The 16,446-nt window shown below is 63.7% G+C and carries 14 protein-coding genes and 1 pseudogene; 9 read left to right on the plus strand and 6 right to left on the minus strand.

Annotated elements, in window-relative coordinates; genetic code table 11:
* Positions 1 to 127, plus strand: a pseudogene (locus tag HG250_RS01610) (IS5 family transposase); the annotation flags it as partial.
* On the opposite strand, the gene HG250_RS01615 reads toward HG250_RS01610, so the two are convergent.
* Positions 124 to 1,068 (minus strand): hypothetical protein, encoded by a 945-nt coding sequence (locus HG250_RS01615; RefSeq protein ID WP_170002187.1) that lies wholly within the window; start codon positions 1,066 to 1,068, stop codon positions 124 to 126. The pseudogene HG250_RS01610 and the gene HG250_RS01615 sit on opposite strands and share 4 nt — an antisense overlap.
* On the minus strand, positions 1,046 to 2,173 hold the full coding sequence (gene mnmA / locus HG250_RS01620; protein WP_170002246.1) for a tRNA 2-thiouridine(34) synthase MnmA: 1,128 nt from the start codon (positions 2,171 to 2,173) through the stop codon (positions 1,046 to 1,048). Before mnmA ends, HG250_RS01615 begins: the two co-directional genes overlap by 23 nt.
* A gap of 201 nt (positions 2,174 to 2,374) precedes the next feature.
* Here mnmA and HG250_RS01625 point away from each other — a divergent pair, with 201 nt between their 5' ends.
* From HG250_RS01625 to HG250_RS01650, 6 genes are all read left to right on the plus strand, one after another.
* Positions 2,375 to 2,596 carry a hypothetical protein gene (locus tag HG250_RS01625; protein WP_170002189.1) on the plus strand — a complete coding sequence of 74 codons (222 nt, stop codon included), beginning with the start codon at positions 2,375 to 2,377 and terminating at the stop codon, positions 2,594 to 2,596.
* 96 nt (positions 2,597 to 2,692) lie between these two features.
* The gene (gene sciP, locus HG250_RS01630; RefSeq protein WP_170002191.1) at positions 2,693 to 2,992 is read left to right on the plus strand and encodes a CtrA inhibitor SciP; all 300 of its coding nucleotides are present in this window, start codon (positions 2,693 to 2,695) and stop codon (positions 2,990 to 2,992) included.
* A 133-nt stretch (positions 2,993 to 3,125) separates the two neighbouring features.
* Positions 3,126 to 3,386: a GlsB/YeaQ/YmgE family stress response membrane protein gene (locus HG250_RS01635; RefSeq protein ID WP_170002193.1), complete on the plus strand. Its 261-nt coding sequence runs from the start codon at positions 3,126 to 3,128 to the stop codon at positions 3,384 to 3,386.
* Between the two features lie 258 nt (positions 3,387 to 3,644).
* On the plus strand, positions 3,645 to 4,916 hold the full coding sequence (locus HG250_RS01640) for an efflux RND transporter periplasmic adaptor subunit (RefSeq protein WP_170002194.1): 1,272 nt from the start codon (positions 3,645 to 3,647) through the stop codon (positions 4,914 to 4,916).
* A gap of 12 nt (positions 4,917 to 4,928) precedes the next feature.
* On the plus strand, positions 4,929 to 8,357 hold the full coding sequence (locus HG250_RS01645; RefSeq protein WP_170002196.1) for an efflux RND transporter permease subunit: 3,429 nt from the start codon (positions 4,929 to 4,931) through the stop codon (positions 8,355 to 8,357).
* Between the two features lie 83 nt (positions 8,358 to 8,440).
* A complete protein-coding gene (locus HG250_RS01650; RefSeq protein WP_170002248.1) occupies positions 8,441 to 9,694 on the plus strand; it encodes a DUF445 domain-containing protein in 1,254 nt (417 codons plus the stop codon).
* A 368-nt stretch (positions 9,695 to 10,062) separates the two neighbouring features.
* Here HG250_RS01650 and HG250_RS01655 read toward each other — a convergent pair whose 3' ends face one another.
* The 3 genes from HG250_RS01655 to sucC all read right to left on the minus strand — a co-directional run bounded on the left by HG250_RS01655 (position 10,063) and on the right by sucC (position 13,220).
* Positions 10,063 to 10,992: an electron transfer flavoprotein subunit alpha/FixB family protein gene (locus HG250_RS01655; protein WP_170002198.1), complete on the minus strand. Its 930-nt coding sequence runs from the start codon at positions 10,990 to 10,992 to the stop codon at positions 10,063 to 10,065.
* Between the two features lie 43 nt (positions 10,993 to 11,035).
* The gene (locus HG250_RS01660; RefSeq protein ID WP_170002200.1) at positions 11,036 to 11,782 is read right to left on the minus strand and encodes an electron transfer flavoprotein subunit beta/FixA family protein; all 747 of its coding nucleotides are present in this window, start codon (positions 11,780 to 11,782) and stop codon (positions 11,036 to 11,038) included.
* A 238-nt stretch (positions 11,783 to 12,020) separates the two neighbouring features.
* Positions 12,021 to 13,220 (minus strand): ADP-forming succinate--CoA ligase subunit beta, encoded by a 1,200-nt coding sequence (gene sucC, locus HG250_RS01665; RefSeq protein WP_170002202.1) that lies wholly within the window; start codon positions 13,218 to 13,220, stop codon positions 12,021 to 12,023.
* Positions 13,221 to 13,334: 114 nt separating this feature from the next.
* Between sucC and HG250_RS01670 the strand changes: the two genes are divergently transcribed.
* Entirely contained in the window at positions 13,335 to 14,141 is an 807-nt protein-coding gene (locus HG250_RS01670; RefSeq protein ID WP_170002204.1) for a 3'(2'),5'-bisphosphate nucleotidase CysQ, read from the plus strand.
* Between the two features lie 56 nt (positions 14,142 to 14,197).
* Here HG250_RS01670 and HG250_RS01675 read toward each other — a convergent pair whose 3' ends face one another.
* Positions 14,198 to 14,908, minus strand: a complete 711-nt coding sequence (locus HG250_RS01675) for a YiaD family glycine zipper/OmpA-like lipoprotein (protein WP_170002206.1) — start codon at positions 14,906 to 14,908, stop codon at positions 14,198 to 14,200.
* Positions 14,909 to 15,113: 205 nt separating this feature from the next.
* On the opposite strand from HG250_RS01675, the gene HG250_RS01680 reads away from it, so the two are divergent.
* Positions 15,114 to 16,436: a CNNM domain-containing protein gene (locus tag HG250_RS01680; RefSeq protein WP_170002208.1), complete on the plus strand. Its 1,323-nt coding sequence runs from the start codon at positions 15,114 to 15,116 to the stop codon at positions 16,434 to 16,436.
* Positions 16,437 to 16,446 lie beyond the last annotated feature (10 nt).

Here is a 16,446-nt window from a genome sequence, read left to right on the forward strand (position 1 = left end):
GCTGTTCAACAAGCTGAAGAACTGGCGCCGGGTCGCCACTCGCTACGACAAAACCAAAGAATCCTACCTTGGCTTCGTCGCCCTCGCTTCAATCAAACTCTGGATACCCTTTGTCCACGAAACCTAGGGAGTCTCCGACGGCAGCCGGCATTCGGCATGGCCGGGCATGAGGGGCGGGGTGCGCGGGATCTCTGCAGGCGGGCAGACAGGCTCGCCGCGTGCCTGGCAGGCTTCGGAATCGGCCCGGACCTTCGCCGCGACCATCGCTTCCGCACGTTCCGCGGCAGCCCTTTTCTCAAGATATTCGGCGGAACAGACGGGGCGGCGGCGAACCTGTCCGATCACCAGCAAATCGCCTGCGCCGCACCGGACGGCATGGGCCGGAGGCGCCGCGATACGTTCGGGCGCGGAACAGCCCATCCCCTGCATGACGATGTCCGCCTCGCCGATGCGGATGCTTTCTCTCGCCGAATTGGCGGCATTGCCAAAGGCAAGATAGCCGGCACCGTCGCGGAACAGGTCCGGGGCAATCGTCGCGATCCCGAATTCATGTTCAGGCCAGTCGCCCTGCGGCTGAAACCGCAGACAGCCATTCTTCAGCACCAGCCGGCCCTGATATCGTGGCGGCATCTCGAGCGTGCAGGTCACCACGCCGTCCGCATCGGCCCTGCGCGGGATCACCACCCGTGGCAGCGACAGGACGGCAGAATCCGGTCCCGCGCTCAAGGGTGCAATACCGGTATCGGCATCGTCAGCGGGCGGATGATCCATCGGCAGGATGCGGGCAGGCGCTTCGAGCAGGGTGGCCCTTCCATCGGGCGCGTAGGTGACCCCTTGCAGCGGCAGATGCGCCACGGATGGCCTGCCCGCATCGTCGTCGAAGAAATATCTGTTCTCTGCAAGATCGGACCCGCGATCGGAGAGGAGGTAGAATACAGCGGGAAGGGCGCAGAATGCCAGCAGCAGGGCGATCGCGAGCGGCGGGATGCGCGCTGGCTGGCGTGGTTGTATCTGCGGCGACGCGGATCGCCGAACGGGCCGCCGTTCAGGCCGCTGCGGTGGTCGCATCGATCCAGCCGCCGCCGATAACCCGTTCCCCGGCATAGATCACCGCCGCCTGTCCGGGCGCGACGCTGAATTCGGGCCGGGCGAAATGCAGCCTTATCGCATTCCCGTCACCCATTTCGCCGTCGATGGTGACAGGTACGGGCCGGGACAGGGAGCGCACCTTGGCGGTTAACGGAGCGTAAGGCAGTGGGCCGATACGGTTCGTCTCGATAATCGATGCGCTGTTCACGGCCAGCATCGCCTTGGGCCCGACGCGGACCTGCGCCGCATCGGCATCAAGCCCGATCACATAGAGCGGCTCCGGCTGGCCGCCGATCTCCAGCCCGCGCCGCTGTCCGACGGTGAAATGGACGATCCCTTCATGCCGTCCCAGCACCTCGCCCGTTCCGGCATGTACGATTGCGCCGGGACGCGCGCCTTCCGGCCGCAGTTTCTTCACCACTGCGGCGTAATCGCCATCGGGCACGAAACAGATGTCCTGACTGTCGGGCTTCGCGGCGTTGCGCAGCCCGGCATCGTCGGCCAATGCGCGAACCTCCGTCTTGGGCAATCCGCCCAGCGGGAAGCGCAGGAAAGCCAGCTGGTCCTCCGTCGTGCCGTAAAGGAAATAGGACTGGTCGCGCGCCGGATCGCAGGCGCGGTGCAATTCGGGTCCGGCGGCACCGACGATGCGGCGCACGTAATGGCCGGTGGCAAGGCAGTCCGCGCCCAGTTCACGCGCCATGCGGAACAGATCGGTGAATTTCGGGCCCATGTTGCAGCGGATGCAGGGCACGGGCGTGCGGCCCTTCAGATAATCATCCGCGAAATTGTCGACCACCTCGTCGCGAAAGGCGCTCTCGTGATCGAACACGTAATGTGCAATCCCCAGCCGGTCCGCGACAGCGCGCGCATCGGCAATGTCGTCTCCGGCACAGCAGGCACCCTTGCGCCCGGTGGCGGCGCCATAGTCGAACAGTTGCAGGGTGATGCCGATCACCTCGGCACCGCTCCTCGCGGCAAGTGCCGCCACGACCGAGGAATCGACGCCGCCCGACATCGCGACGACGATACGGCAATCGGCGGGCGGGCGCGGCAGATCGAACAGGGCCGCGGGGTCTTCCATCCGGTCGCAGCCGGGATCCAGCGCCGGAAACGCGGCATCCGTCGTGAAAGGGGGTGCGTTCATGCAGGCGCTCATACACGCGCAGCGGCTGCAGCGAAAGGTGGGAGGCGTGCAGGGTCCGGCAAGCGAATGGGTCGCGCCGATCTCAGGGAAAGACCGGCTTTTACGGGTTGTTGACCATGTGGTCGCTAAGTGGATGCCATGTTGGAAACCAGAACCATCGAGCGGGCCGGCTTCGAACCGGCACAGCCCGCTAATCAGACCGGCACTTCGCCGGAATTGCGGCAGCTTGGCTGGGCTGAAATCATTGCACGGCTCGCCGCTGCCCGCGATCTGCGTCTTCTGCTGCGGGCTGCGGCAGAGGATCGCGATGACGAATCTGACTGTTCAGGCGCGGAACTGAAGCCTTCAGACCAAAAGTAAACCGCCCGTTAACCATTTCGCTTTAGAGCATGGCAAACCACGATGATGCAATGCTCAGTCACCGGTACGAGCGGACCGTGGCCACCGAGAGATACAATGATCGAAAATCAAGACATCAGACCGGCGCAGGTTATTGGCCCACTAGGCGAGCCGCTTACCGTGGCCGATCTGCCGCCGCCATCCACGAAACGCTGGGTCGTGCGCCGCAAGGCGGAAGTGGTGGCCGCCGTCAATGGCGGGCTGCTGACGATGGACGAGGTGCTGGAGCGTTACGACCTCACGCTGGAGGAATTCGCATCGTGGCAGCGCGCGGTCGACCGGTCGGGCATGCAGGGTCTGCGGGTCACCCGCATCCAGCATTACCGCGACCTGTACGAACGCCAGCTGAAATATTGATCCGGGCGAGGACGAAGCCGGGGCCTTCCGACCCGGCGGCATTCGTCGCGCTGAACAAATCATCCGGGAACCTTACAGCGCTGCCGATGGTTTGTCCTTCCGATGTCAAAAAATTGACGTGCAGGAGGAAGTAATGGGCTGGATCGCAACTATAATCATCGGTGGCATCGCTGGCTGGCTGGCCAGCCTCGTGATGAACCGTGATGCCTCTATGGGCATCTTCTGGAATATTGTCGTCGGAATTATCGGCGGAGTCATCGGTAGCGCGATCGGCGATGCCATCGGATTCCTTTCGGACGATGCCGGATGGTTTCTTTACCTGATTACCGCTTTTGTCGGCGCAGTAGTGCTGCTGGCAATCGTCAATCTCGTGACGCGGAAGCGGGTTCGCTAGTAACCGGTTAAGTCGCTGAAATTCGGGCGGGTGCGGCATGGCTGCACCCGCCTTTCTCTATTCTGAAACGGCAATCGGCACACCGGGATGTTGGTTCGTCGGCGCGTCAGGTCGTCCGTCGACCAGTCGATTGCGCTGACCACTGTGCCGGTATATGGAAGCGCGCAGATACGCGCCGTTTCCGTGCCTGCCACCCGAAGCTCTTGTCGACAGGTGCATTAGGCGTATAACACACCGCAATCTAGCGAAGGCGGGCTGATGAATTACGAGACGACGATCGAACCAGGCGCTGCGCGCAGGCGGGATCTGGAAATGCATGACAGTGGCTCCACCGGCCTGTCGGCACCCTTGCGCGCCGAGGGTCTGGGGCATGACGATCTGAGTGGTGACGAGTATCACGACGGCGATGTGGCAGTCGCGAAGAAACGCGCACGCAAGCGGTGGGTCATCTTCGCCATCATCGCCGCGCTGGTTCTGGCCGCAGTCGCCTATTTCCTGATGGCCGGGGAAGAGGAAGTCGCTCCCGAGGTGGAGCAGGTTCCCGTCGTCAGTGTCGTTTCGCCGGGCAATGCTACCATCGAAGGCTCCATTTCCGCGACCGGTACTCTCGCCGCGCGTCGTACCCTGCCGGTCGGCGTTGCGGGCGAGGGCGGGCGGGTCGTCGCCGTTCCCGTCGATGCCGGGGACTGGGTAAGCGAAGGCCAGACACTGGCGATCATCGACCGCTCGGTTCAGAACCAGCAGGCCGCAGGCGCATCGGCACAGGTGCAGGTGGCGCAGGCCGATGCCGATCTGGCCCAGTCCAATCTCGACCGTGCGCTACAACTGGTGGAGCGCGGCTTCATCTCCAAGGCCGATGTCGACCGCCTGACCGCGACGCGCGACGCCGCCGTCGCCCGCGTTCGCGTCGCCCGCGCACAGGCCGCCGAATTGCGGGCGCGCAACGAACGCCTCAACGTCACTGCGCCTGCCTCGGGCCTCGTGCTCGAACGCAATGTCGAACCCGGCCAGATCGTCGGTGCCGGTTCGGGCGCGCTTTTCGTCATCGCGCGCGGGGGCGAGATGGAACTGATGGCGCGCGTGGGCGAAGACGATCTGTCGCGTCTGTCGGTGGGCGCGTCCGCGCAGGTGACGCCTGTCGGCAGCGAGCAGACCCTCACCGGTCAGATCTGGCAATTGGCCCCGACGATCGACGAACAGACCCGCCAGGGTACCGCGCGCATCGCCCTGTCCTACGATCCGGCGCTGCGTCCGGGCGGTTTCGCCAGTGCCGTAATCAACAGCGGCACCGTGGTGGCGCCGGTATTGCCGGAAAGCGCGATCCTTTCGGACGAACAGGGCAGCTACGTGCTGATCGTCGGCGAAGGCAACCGCCTGGTGCGGCGCGCGGTTACGACCGGCAGCGTCACCGGGCAGGGCATTACCGTCACCGGCGGCCTGTCGGGCCGCGAACGCATCGTACTGCGCGCAGGCGGTTTCTACAGCGAGGGCGATGTCATCGACCCTCAACAGGTGAGGCAGGGGTCGTAAGGGCCTGATTTCATGAATCTGCGTAATATTTCCGCCTGGTCGATCCGCAATCCGATCATCCCCATCATCCTGTTCATCGGGTTGATGATCGCTGGCCTGCTGTCCTTCTCCGGCATGCAGGTGAACAACAATCCGGACATCGATTTTCCCGCCGTCAATGTGACCGTGGCCCAGCCGGGTGCGGCACCGACCGAGATCGAGACGCAGATTACGCAAAAGGTCGAGGCTGCGATCCGTTCGGTGAACGGCGTCGACGAGATCCAGTCCACGGCCAGCGAAGGGTCGAGCAACACATTCGTCCAGTTCACGATCGGCACCGATTCGAACGAAGCGGTTAACGAGGTGAAGAATGCGGTGGACCAGATCCGCGGCGATCTTCCCGATGGCATCCTCGAACCGCGCGTGACCAAGGTAAATGCCGGCGGCGGCGGTCCCATCGGCTATTACGCGGTGCAGGCGGACGACATGACGATGGAGCAGCTTAGCTGGTTCATAGACGATACCGTCGCGCGGCGGCTGCTCAGCGTCGAAGGCATGGCGGCGGTAAGCCGCGCCGGCGGGGTGGACCGCGAAATCCGGGTCGTCCTCGACCCTGCGCGGATGCAGTCGCTCGGCGTCACCGCCAGCCAGATCAATGCGGCACTGCGCCAGGTGAATGTCGACGCGGCCGGCGGGCAGGCGGAAATCGCCGGTTCGCGGCAATCGGTGCGCGTGCTGGGCAATGCCGATACCGCTTTCGACCTGTCGAACACGAGGATCAATCTCGGCGCCGGCAATACCATCAGGCTGTCCGACGTCGCCGATGTCAGCGACAGCTTTTCCGAACAACGGTCGATCGCCAAACTGGGCGGCCGGCAGGTCGTGACCTTCGGCTTCGAACGGGCGAAGGGTGCGTCCGACGTCACGGTCTACGATGCCGCCATCGCCGAACTGGAAGCGCTGGAGGAAGAGAACCCCGGCGTCACCTTCACTCAGCTTTTCACCACGGTCGATTACACCAAGAGCCAGTATGAAAGCTCGATGGCGGCCATGGTCGAAGGGGCGCTGCTCGCCATATTCGTGGTGTTCCTGTTCCTGCGCGACTGGCGAGCAACGATCATCAGTGCCATCGCCATTCCGCTGTCGGCAATTCCCGCCTTCTTCTTCATGGATCTGCTCGGCTTCACGCTGAACACTCTTTCGCTGCTTGCCCTGAGCCTGGTGGCCGGTGTGCTGGTCGATGATGCCATCGTCGAGATCGAGAATATCGTCCGCCACATGCGGATGGGCAAATCGGCCTATCAGGCCAGCATCGAGGCTGCGGACGAGATCGGTCTGGCCGTGGTCGCCACCACATTCTCGATTGTCGCGGTGTTCATGCCCGTCGGCCTGATGCCGGGCATCTCCGGGCAGTTCTTCAAGAATTTCGGGCTGACCGTGGTCATCGCGGTGCTCCTGTCGCTGCTTGTCGCCCGCATGATAACGCCGATGCTGGCGGCCTATTTCCTGAAGGCGCATGGTCATGCCAGCCATGGTGAGGGCCGCGCGATGGACCTTTACATGAAGGTTCTGGGCTGGACGCTGGAATCCAGGCATGGCCGTGCCATCCGCAGCCGCCTGCAACCGGCAAGGACCGGCTTTGCATCGCGTCTTGCTTTCGTGGCCGTGACCATCGCCACGATCGTGATCTTCGCTGCGGTGACCTTCTTTGCCTGGAGCTTTCTCGGCGAAGCGGGCGTACCTGCCCTGCTGACGATGATCGCGGCATTGATCGCCGGCGTGCTTGTCGCCTTCGCCTTCGCCACGCTTGTCAGTTGGATGCTGCGGAGAATGCCAGGGCAGTTCGGGCACGCTTACGCCTGGCTGTCCGGCCGGACGCATGCGCGAATGCACGACCACCGCCTGTGGATGTTCGGCATCGGCGTCGTCGCCCTGATCGGCACCTTTGCGCTGCTCGCCAATCTGCCGCAGCAGTTCCAGCCCACGATCAACGAGGATACCAGCCGCGTTACGATCGAGATGGTGCCGGGCACGACGATCGAGCAGACCGAAAGGGTTGCCGATACCGCGACCCGTCTGCTGGAGGCGCAGCCCGAAGTCCTGCGCGTCCTCGAAAGGGTGAACGAAGGCAGCGGCACGCTGTACATCACGCTGAACGCCGACCGGGAGGCGACGAGCATCGAATTCGAACGCCGTCTCGCGCCGGAACTTCAGGAGATTCCCGACGCCCGCATCTCCTTCGCCTCGCAATCCGGTGGGTTCGGCACCGGACGCGACATTTCCGTCATGCTGGCCGGATCGGACCCCGAAGTTCTCGACGCCACGGCGCAGACGTTGGTGCAGCAGATGCAGAGCCTGCCCGGTGTGCTCGCCCCGCGAGTCGATGCCGATCTGAAGCGGCCCGAACTGATTATCGAACCGCGCCTCGACCTCGCCGCGCAGCTTGGCGTCACGACCGCCGCCCTCAGTCAGACGATCCGCATTGCGACCCTGGGTGAAATCGACCAGAACGCGGCGAAGTTTTCCTTGAGCGACAGGCAGGTGCCGATCCGCGTCGTCCTGCCCGAAAGTTCGCGCCGCAACATCGGCACGATCGAGAAGCTGCCGGTTCCGACGACATCCGGCGGCTCGGTGCCGCTCGATCGCGTGGCGGAGATCCGCTTCGGCTCCGGCCCGACGCAGATCCAGCGCTTCAACCAGTCCCGCCGCATCTTCGTCGGGGCAGACCTTGCCCAAGGGGCAGTGAAGGGTCCGGTGAACGAAGCCATCCAGCAATTGCCGATCATGCAGGATCTGCCAACCGGGGTGTCGAACCGCCCTGTCGGTGAAGACGAATGGCAGGCGGAGATGATCAACAATTTCATGGTCGCCGTGATCACGGGCGTCCTGCTGGTCTTCGCCGTGCTGGTGCTGCTGTACAAGCGGTTCGTCTCGCCGCTGGTGAACATGACCTCGCTGCTGCTCGCGCCGCTTGGTGGATTGCTGGCGATATGGCTGATCGGGCAACCCGTATCCATGCCGGTCTACATCGGTCTGCTCATGCTGCTCGGCATCGTGGCCAAGAATTCCATTCTGCTGATCGATTTCGCGATCGAGGAGATGGAATCCGGCGTGCCAAAATACACCGCGATCATGGATGCGGGGCACAAGCGCGCGCAGCCCATCGTGATGACGACCGTGGCCATGACCGCAGGCATGGTGCCCACCGCCCTGTCGCTGACCGGCGACGCGGCGTGGCGTGCGCCGATGGGCGTGACGGTGATCGGCGGCCTGGTCGTGTCCACTTTCCTGACGCTGCTGATCGTGCCTGCCGGCTTCAGCCTTGCGGATGGGTTCGAAAAGCGCCTCGGTCCCTGGCTCCGCCGCACCTTCCTCACCTATGAGGAGGGGGACGAAGCCAGCTGGAGCGGTCCTGGCGAGGAGCCTCGCAAGTCCGGCGAGGTAACGGTGCCGGCCGAATAGTGAAGCCCGCCGCGAAACTTCCTTTCGTTCCGCAGCGTGCGGACCCGACGTCCGCAGCAGAGCAGCCCGACCGGGCGCGGCGGATGCGCGCTGCCGCGACCCTCATGCTGGTGCTCATGGCCGGCCTGTTCCTCCTCGCGCGCGAATTCGAGCACCAGCATGCCGCCTGGGGATATCTGCACGCCTTTGCCGAAGCGGCGCTGGTGGGCGGGCTTGCCGACTGGTTCGCCGTCACTGCCCTGTTCCGCCGTCCTTTGGGGCTGCCGATCCCGCATACTGCGATCATCCCCGAAAACAAGGACCGCATCGCCGACACGATGGCCGATTTCCTGCGGGCAAATTTCCTGACCCCCGCCGTCATCGCCCGCCGCATGCAGTCGATGAACCTTGCCGCAGGTGCCGGCGCCTTCCTGACCGGACCGGCGCAAGGCAGGGGCGAAAGCGGGGGCTTGCGCGGCCGCATTGGCGCAGGGGCCGGCGAACTCTTTGCCGAAGTGCTGGAATCGCTGGATCAGGAACGCCTCGGCGGCCAGGTACAGGCAGGGCTGAAGGCGCAGCTTGCCCGGATCGAGATCGCGCCGCTGATCGGACAGATGCTTGCCGCCGCCATTGCCGACAAGCGCCATTTGCCATTGATCGACGCCTTCATCCGCTGGGCAGGCGTGACGCTGGAGGAAAACGAGGCGCTTGTCCGCTCGATGATCCAGCGCCGGGCCAATGCCTTCCTGCGTTTTGCCGGTCTTGACGAAAGGCTCGCCAATTCGGTGCTGGACGGGATGTACCGGATGCTGGCGGAAGTACTTGTCGACCCCGAACACCCGCTGCGCCGCAAGGTGGAAGATGGGCTGGAAAAACTGGCGCATGATCTGGTCAATGACGCGGCGATGCGCGCGCGGGTCGAGGGGATGAAGGATGAATTGCTTGCCAATCCCGCGCTCGGCAATTGGTGGACAGGAGTGTGGGAGCGGATGCGGGCCAGCCTGATCGCCATGGCACGCGGCGGCGCTACTGGCAGCGGCAGCGCGGGCAAGTCGCAGATGGCGGGCTATTTCGCGGAATTGTCGGCCGAACTGGGCAAGGCGCTGCAGGATGATCGCCGGTTGCAGATCCAGATCAACCGCTTCGCCCGCCGCACGGCCGTGGGTGTCGCGACCCGCTATGGCGGGCAGATCGTGCGCCTGGTGTCGGAAACCGTCCGCCGCTGGGACGCGCAGACAGTCACGAGCCGGATCGAGGGCGCGGTCGGCCGCGACCTTCAATTCATCCGCATCAGCGGCACAATGGTTGGCGGTCTGGTCGGACTGACCATCCATTTTCTGGACGGGGTATTCTCCTGAACGGGAGCCGGTTAGTCGATCTCGCCTTGGCCGTTCTGCCAGCAGATCGTCATCGCCACTTTCGCCTGCGGGTCTGATCGTCATCATGCCGAACAGCAGGGGTGGACTTAGTTCGTCCAGCTTACCCCCTGAACAAGAAGGGCGGCTGCTGCGACTTCGCCAAGAAAAAGATGCTTCATCGGCATTACAGCGAAGAGGAAAGCTGCGTTGTCAATGAGCAAGACGCATCATTTACCTCGGAAGCGGGGGCGTATTCAGACAGGGAAATGCGCGCTGTCTGTGGCGGCAGGTGATGCGACAATGCTCGCGAAAAAGGGACCCGCCGCTTCCGGCAGACCCCCGCAATTTCTTCAAGACTGAGAGCCGCTTTACAGCTTCTCGGTCAGTTCCGGCAGGATCTTGAAGAGATCGCCGACAAGGCCGATGTCCGCGACCTGGAAGATCGGTGCATCCTCATCCTTGTTGATGGCGATGATGGTCTTGGAATCCTTCATCCCCGCCAGATGCTGGATCGCGCCCGAGATGCCGATGGCGAAATAGACATCCGGGGCGACGATCTTGCCCGTCTGGCCAACCTGGTAATCGTTGGGCACATAGCCGGCGTCCACTGCGGCACGGCTCGCGCCGATGCCAGCGCCCAGCTTGTCGGCGAGCGGGGTAATATATTGTTCGAAGGTTTCCGCATCTTTCAGCGCCCGGCCGCCCGACACGATGATGCCCGCACTGGTGAGTTCCGGACGCTCGCTTTCGGCCAGCTCCTGGCTGACGAATTGCGACAGGCCGGAATCGCCCTTGCCGGACACTTCCTCGATCGTGGCGGAGCCGCCTTCGGCCTCTGCCTTGTCGAACGCCGTGCCGCGAACGGTCAGCACCAGCTTGTCGTCGCTGGACTGCACGGTTGCGATGGCATTGCCTGCATAGATCGGGCGGGTGAAGGTCCTGTCGCCTTCGACCGACATGATGTCGGAAATCTGCATCACGTCCAGCAATGCGGCAACACGCGGGGCAATGTTCTTGCCGGTGGTGGTGGCGGGCGCAACGAAGGCATCGTAATCCGCCATCAGGCCGACCACGAGCGGCGCGACATTCTCGGCAAGCTGGTGTTCGTAAGCGGCATCGTCGGCCAGCAGCACCTTGCCCGTTCCGGCGATCTTGGCCGCTTCTTCGGCGGCGCCGCGGGCGTTGCTGCCGGCGACCAGCAGATCGACGTCACCAATGGCGGCTGCGGCCGTAACCGTGGCCAGCGTGGCATCCTTGACCGATGCATTGTCATGTTCGACGAGAACGAGAGTTTTCATGGGTTCTTCCTGTCAGAATCTTCGCGGCGGTGAGGGGGGCGGTTCAGGCGATCCCCAGCGCCTTTATCTTGGCGACCAGCGCATCGACATCAGCGACCTTTTCGCCGGCCTGGCGAACCGGAGGTTCGGAGACATTGGTCGTCGTCAGGCGCCTGGCCGTATCGACGCCGTAATCGGCCGACGTCTTGGTATCGAGCGGCTTCTTCTTCGCCTTCATGATGTTGGGCAGCGAAGCGTAACGCGGCTCGTTCAGACGCAGATCGGTGGTGACGATGGCAGGCATCGTCAGCTTGACGGTTTCGAGTCCGCCGTCGACTTCGCGCTTCACCGTCACGCTGTCGCCATCCACTTCGACGGTGTTGGCGAAGGTGCCCTGCGGCCGCTCCATCAGCGCGGCGAGCATCTGTCCGGTCTGGTTGGAATCATCGTCGATGGCCTGCTTGCCCAGCATGATCAGGCCGGGCTGTTCCTCGGCAGCGATGGCCTTCAGGATCTTGGCGACCGCCAGCGGTTCGACTTCGTCATCGGTCTCGACCAGAATAGCGCGGTCTGCACCCATGGCGAGCGCGGTGCGCAGCGTTTCCTGCGCCTTGGCCGGCCCGATGGACACGGCGACGATTTCTTCCGCCTTGCCGGCTTCCTTCAACCGGATAGCTTCCTCGACGGCGATTTCGTCGAACGGATTCATGCTCATTTTGACATTGGCGAGATCGACGCCCGACCCGTCCGCCTTCACGCGCGGCTTGACGTTGTAGTCGATCACCCGCTTGACGGGGACGAGAATTTTCATGGCTGCCTCTTCACTCGAAGTTGCGCGGCTATGTGCCGCGTTCATTTGGATAACGTTGCGCCCTGCCTTCGCGTTCCGAAGGCGGAAGGTCAAGAGGGGCGGGAATCTTGCATTTCGCTGCATCCGGCGCGGCGGCGGCGATGTCGTAACGTCCGGCTGCTTCCCCTGCGTGCAGGAAAAAGGGGCGGCACCTCGCGATGCCGCCCCTTTCGTGCTCATGCCTGTCGCTGCACGCGAATCAGGCGGCCTTCTTCACCTGCGCGACGATCTTCTTCGCCGCATCGCCGAGATCGTCGGCGCTGACGATGGGCAGGCCCGAATTGGCGAGGATATCCTTGCCCTGCTGCACATTGGTCCCCTCAAGCCGCACGACCAGCGGCACGGACAGGTTCACTTCCTTCGCCGCGGCGACGATGCCGTCGGCGATGATGTCGCACTTCATGATTCCGCCGAAGATATTGACCAGGATGCCTTCGACAGCCGGGTCCTTCAGGATGATCTTGAACGCAGCCGTGACCTTTTCCTTGGTCGCGCCGCCGCCAACATCGAGAAAGTTGGCGGGAAACGCCCCGTTCAGCTTGATGATGTCCATCGTCGCCATGGCGAGGCCCGCGCCGTTCACCATGCAGCCGATGTTGCCGTCCAGCTTGATATAGGCAAGGTCGTATTCGCTGGCTTCGACTTCGGCGGGGTCTTCCTCGCTTTCGTCGCGCATCGCTTCCACGTCCTTGTGACGGTAGAGCGCATTGCCATCAAAGCTCATCTTGGTGTCCAGCACCAGCAGATTGCCGTCCTTCGTCTCGACCAGCGGATTGATCTCCAGCATCTCGCCGTCAAGTTCCATGAAGGCGGTGTAAAGCTGTTTCGCCAGCTTCTGGCACTGCTTGTTGAGGTCTCCCTCCAGCTTCAGCGCGAAAGCCACGGCGCGGCCATGGTGCGGCATGAAGCCCTGCGCCGGGTCGATGGTGATGGTCGTGATCTTTTCCGGCGTCTCATGCGCCACGTCCTCGATATCCATGCCGCCTTCGGTGCTGGCGACCATGGCGACCTGCCCGCTGGCGCGGTCGACCAGCAGGGCGAGGTAATATTCCTGTTCGATGTCGACGCCATCGGTCACATACAGGCGATTCACCTGCTTGCCTTCATCGCCGGTCTGGATCGTGACGAGCGTGTTGCCGAGCATGTCTTTGGCATCGCTTTCGACATCCTCGATGGATTTGGCGAGGCGCACGCCGCCCTTGGCATCCGCGGGCAATTCGCTGAACTTGCCTTTGCCGCGGCCACCGGCGTGGATCTGCGCCTTCACGACATAGAGCGGCCCGGGCAGCTTCTTCGCCGCTGCGACCGCTTCCTCGACACTGGTTGCCGCATGGCCGGCGGGTATGCCGATGCCATATTTCGCGAGAAGTTCCTTGGCCTGATATTCGTGGATGTTCATGGCGTGTCCGGTCCTGTTGGCGGGTTGAGCCCTGCGGGCGAATGTTCATGGTGCCTCTGGCATATGCATGGGCGCTTGAAAAGTGCCCCGTCCGGGCGCACGGGATGCGCGCGCATGATCGACCACGACAGACTCCTCGAAATTACCCGCGAAGCAGGGCGAATCGCCCATGGCCAATGGCCGGGTGCGGGCCACGCCCTCGACGCCTGGGAGAAATCGCCCGGCAGCCCGGTGTGCAGCGCCGATCTCGAGGTGGATGCCTATCTGCGCCGCGAACTGGGCCGGCTCCTGCCCGCCGCCGGCTGGCTTTCGGAAGAAACTGCCGACAATCCCGACCGCCTTGGACGCGATCTGATCTGGTTGGTCGACCCCGTCGATGGCACCCGCGATTTCATCAGGGGGCGTAAAGGCTGGGCGGTCTCGGTCGCACTGATATCTTCCGGCCGTCCGCTGATCGGCATGCTGTGCGCCCCTGCGCGTAACGAGGAATGGAGCGCCGTCGCCGGGCGCGGCGCGTGGCGCAATGGCGCTCGCCTGCGGGCCAGCACGCGAAAGGATTTCATCGGCGCCCGCATCCCCGCCGACGCCCTGGCGAAGGAGGATTGCGATCTCGTGACGGTCGAAAAGCCGAATTCGATCGCCTTGCGAATCGCGATGGTTGCCGCGGACGAGGCGGATATCCTCGCTACCCTGCGCTGGGGCTTCGAATGGGACATCGGCGCAGCCGCCCTGATCGCGCGCGAGGCCGGGGCAGCGGTGAGCGACGCCTTCGGCAACAAGCTGGCCTATAACAAGCGCGATCCCCGCGCCTTCGGCCTGCTGGTCACCGCACCTTCCATCCATGCCGATGCGGTCGAGCATCTCGCGGGCAGGGCCGCCACGCTGAGCCGCCCCGCTGCCGAGGCTGCGGCCCGGGGCTGAAACGAAAAGGGGCCGGCAACGCCGACCCCTTCGTTCCTGTCATCAGGTCTGTGCGATCAGTAACCCTGCTGACGCCGGGCCGCTTCGACCTCTTCCTGAGTGAAGGGCACGATCTTGATTTCGACGCGCCGGTTCAGCGCACGCCCTTCCGCCGTCGAATTGTCGCCCACGAAGTAGTTGGGGTCTTCACCGAAGCCTTGCGAACGGATGCGCGCCGCGCTGACCCCGCGCGAGGTCAGGTAGTTCGACACCGCCTGCGCCCGCTGTTCCGACAGGCGCTGGTTGAACGTGTCGGAGCCGGTCGAATCAGTATAACCATAAACATCGATCGCGCTGTTGGTATATTGCTGCAGGTTGGCGGCAACCCGGTCCAGCGTATTGCGGAAGGTCTGGTTGATCTGATAGCTTCCGGTGGCGAAAGTCACGCCATCGGGCAGGTTCACCAGGATGGCCTCGCCATTGTCGACTTCGGTGACGTCGACGCCCGTGCCGCTGGTCTGTTCACGCAGTTCCTTGATCTGCTGGTCCATGCGGTAGCCGACATAGCCCGCCGCTGCGCCGCCGCCGACAGCGCCGATGATCCGGCCCGTCTTGCCGCCGATCAGGCCGCCGAGAAGGCCGCCGGCCAATGCCCCGCCAGCACCGCCGAGAACGGTGCGGGACACCTTCTGTTCGCCGGTGTTCGGGTCGGTCACACAGGCCGAAAGGCTGACGAGAGAAATGGCTGCGACGCTGGACATCAGAATACGCGATTTGATAAATGTCATTTGAGGTTCCTCATATTATGCGGTTCTTCGCCGCATGTTCACGGGCGCTCCCACCCGCGCCTATCCACATACAACCATTCGTCTCCCGCCCTGTTCCCGGCCTGAATGCATACCTGCCCTGATTGATGGGGCGATAAGGGTTACTAAATCGGTCAGTGCCGCAAAGGTCGTGGCGCAGGCGCAATAATCTGCTAGCGCGGCAGACGTGACCCCGTTTCCCTGGCCAGACCTGATCATCATTGCCGGCCTGATCGTCCTCAACGGCGTGTTCGCCATGTCCGAACTCGCCATCGTTTCGGCACGCACCGGCAGTTTGCGTGCAGCGGCGGACAGCGGCAGCAAGGCGGCGAAGACCGCACTTTCGCTCGCATCCGACCCTGGCAAGTTCCTGTCGACGGTGCAGATCGGCATCACCCTGATCGGCATCATTGCAGGCGCCTATTCGGGATCGAGCCTTGGCGGTCCTGTCGGCGAAAGGCTGGCCGCTCTCGGCATGTCGCCCGAATATGCCGCGGAAACAGGCTTCGTTCTCGTCATTGCGCTGACCACTTATTTCAGCCTTGTCGTGGGGGAGCTGGTGCCCAAGCAGATCGCCCTGCGCGCGGCAGAGCCGATCGCGCTCATCATGGCGCGCCCCATGCGGATCCTGGCACGGGTCGCTGCGCCGCTGGTCTGGCTGCTCGATTCCTCGTCCCGCGTGCTGATGCGGCTGCTGGGCATTCGCCCGTCCGGCGAATCGCATGTCACGGCGGAAGAACTGCACATGATCTTCGCCGAAGCGACCCGTTCCGGCGTGATCGAGCAGGAACAGCATGCCATCCTGGCCGGCGTGGTGCGACTGGCCGAACGCCCGGTGCGGGAAATGATGACGCCGCGCACCGAAGTCGACTGGATCGACATCGCCGCCGACGAGGCCGCCATTCGCAAGGCCATCGACGACAGCCCCCATTCGCTGCTGCCGGTCGCTGACGGGTCGCCCGACCGGGTGCTGGGCGTGGTGAAGGTGCGCGAGGTGCTGGCCGCGCTGGTATCCGGCAATGGAGTCAATCTGGCCGCGCTGACCCGCAAGGCCGAAGTCATCCCCGATCAGCTCGACGCCATGGACGCCCTGCGTACCCTGCAGGGCAGCGAAATCGCCATGGCCATGGTGCATGACGAATATGGCCACCTGGACGGTATCGTTACTCCGGTCGATCTGCTGACCGCGCTGGTCGGCAGTTTCGCCAGCGATCAGGACCAGGGCGAATCGCCCACCATCATCGAGCGCGAGGATGGCTCGATGCTGATTTCAGGCGCGCTCAATGCGGATACTCTGGCGGACAGGCTGGGCCTGACCTATTCCGAAGACCGGGAATTCGCCACCGCTGCGGGATTTGTGCTGTCGGTGCTGAAGCACCTTCCCGTGGAAGGGGAGAATTTCACCGATCAGGGATGGCGCTTTGAAGTGGCGGACATGGACCGCCGCAAGATCGACAAATTAATGGTCAGCCCGCTGGCTGAACGCTCCATTCCGGATGAAGGCGTGTAGAAGTCCGAAG

This window comes from Pseudopontixanthobacter vadosimaris, assembly GCF_012979275.1.
Lineage (GTDB): Bacteria > Pseudomonadota > Alphaproteobacteria > Sphingomonadales > Sphingomonadaceae > Pseudopontixanthobacter > Pseudopontixanthobacter vadosimaris.

Coding starts and splice junctions, on each gene's coding strand:
- HG250_RS01670 (WP_170002204.1), top strand. CDS start 13,335: ATGATCGACCACGACAGACTCCTCGAAATTACCCGCGAAGCAGGGCGA.
- HG250_RS01645 (WP_170002196.1), top strand. CDS start 4,929: ATGAATCTGCGTAATATTTCCGCCTGGTCGATCCGCAATCCGATCATC.
- HG250_RS01640 (WP_170002194.1), top strand. CDS start 3,645: ATGAATTACGAGACGACGATCGAACCAGGCGCTGCGCGCAGGCGGGAT.
- HG250_RS01615 (WP_170002187.1), bottom strand. CDS start 1,068: ATGCGACCACCGCAGCGGCCTGAACGGCGGCCCGTTCGGCGATCCGCG.
- HG250_RS01625 (WP_170002189.1), top strand. CDS start 2,375: ATGTTGGAAACCAGAACCATCGAGCGGGCCGGCTTCGAACCGGCACAG.
- sucC (WP_170002202.1), bottom strand. CDS start 13,220: ATGAACATCCACGAATATCAGGCCAAGGAACTTCTCGCGAAATATGGC.
- HG250_RS01650 (WP_170002248.1), top strand. CDS start 8,441: ATGCGCGCTGCCGCGACCCTCATGCTGGTGCTCATGGCCGGCCTGTTC.
- HG250_RS01655 (WP_170002198.1), bottom strand. CDS start 10,992: ATGAAAACTCTCGTTCTCGTCGAACATGACAATGCATCGGTCAAGGAT.
- mnmA (WP_170002246.1), bottom strand. CDS start 2,173: ATGGAAGACCCCGCGGCCCTGTTCGATCTGCCGCGCCCGCCCGCCGAT.
- sciP (WP_170002191.1), top strand. CDS start 2,693: ATGATCGAAAATCAAGACATCAGACCGGCGCAGGTTATTGGCCCACTA.
- HG250_RS01635 (WP_170002193.1), top strand. CDS start 3,126: ATGGGCTGGATCGCAACTATAATCATCGGTGGCATCGCTGGCTGGCTG.
- HG250_RS01660 (WP_170002200.1), bottom strand. CDS start 11,782: ATGAAAATTCTCGTCCCCGTCAAGCGGGTGATCGACTACAACGTCAAG.
- HG250_RS01675 (WP_170002206.1), bottom strand. CDS start 14,908: ATGACATTTATCAAATCGCGTATTCTGATGTCCAGCGTCGCAGCCATT.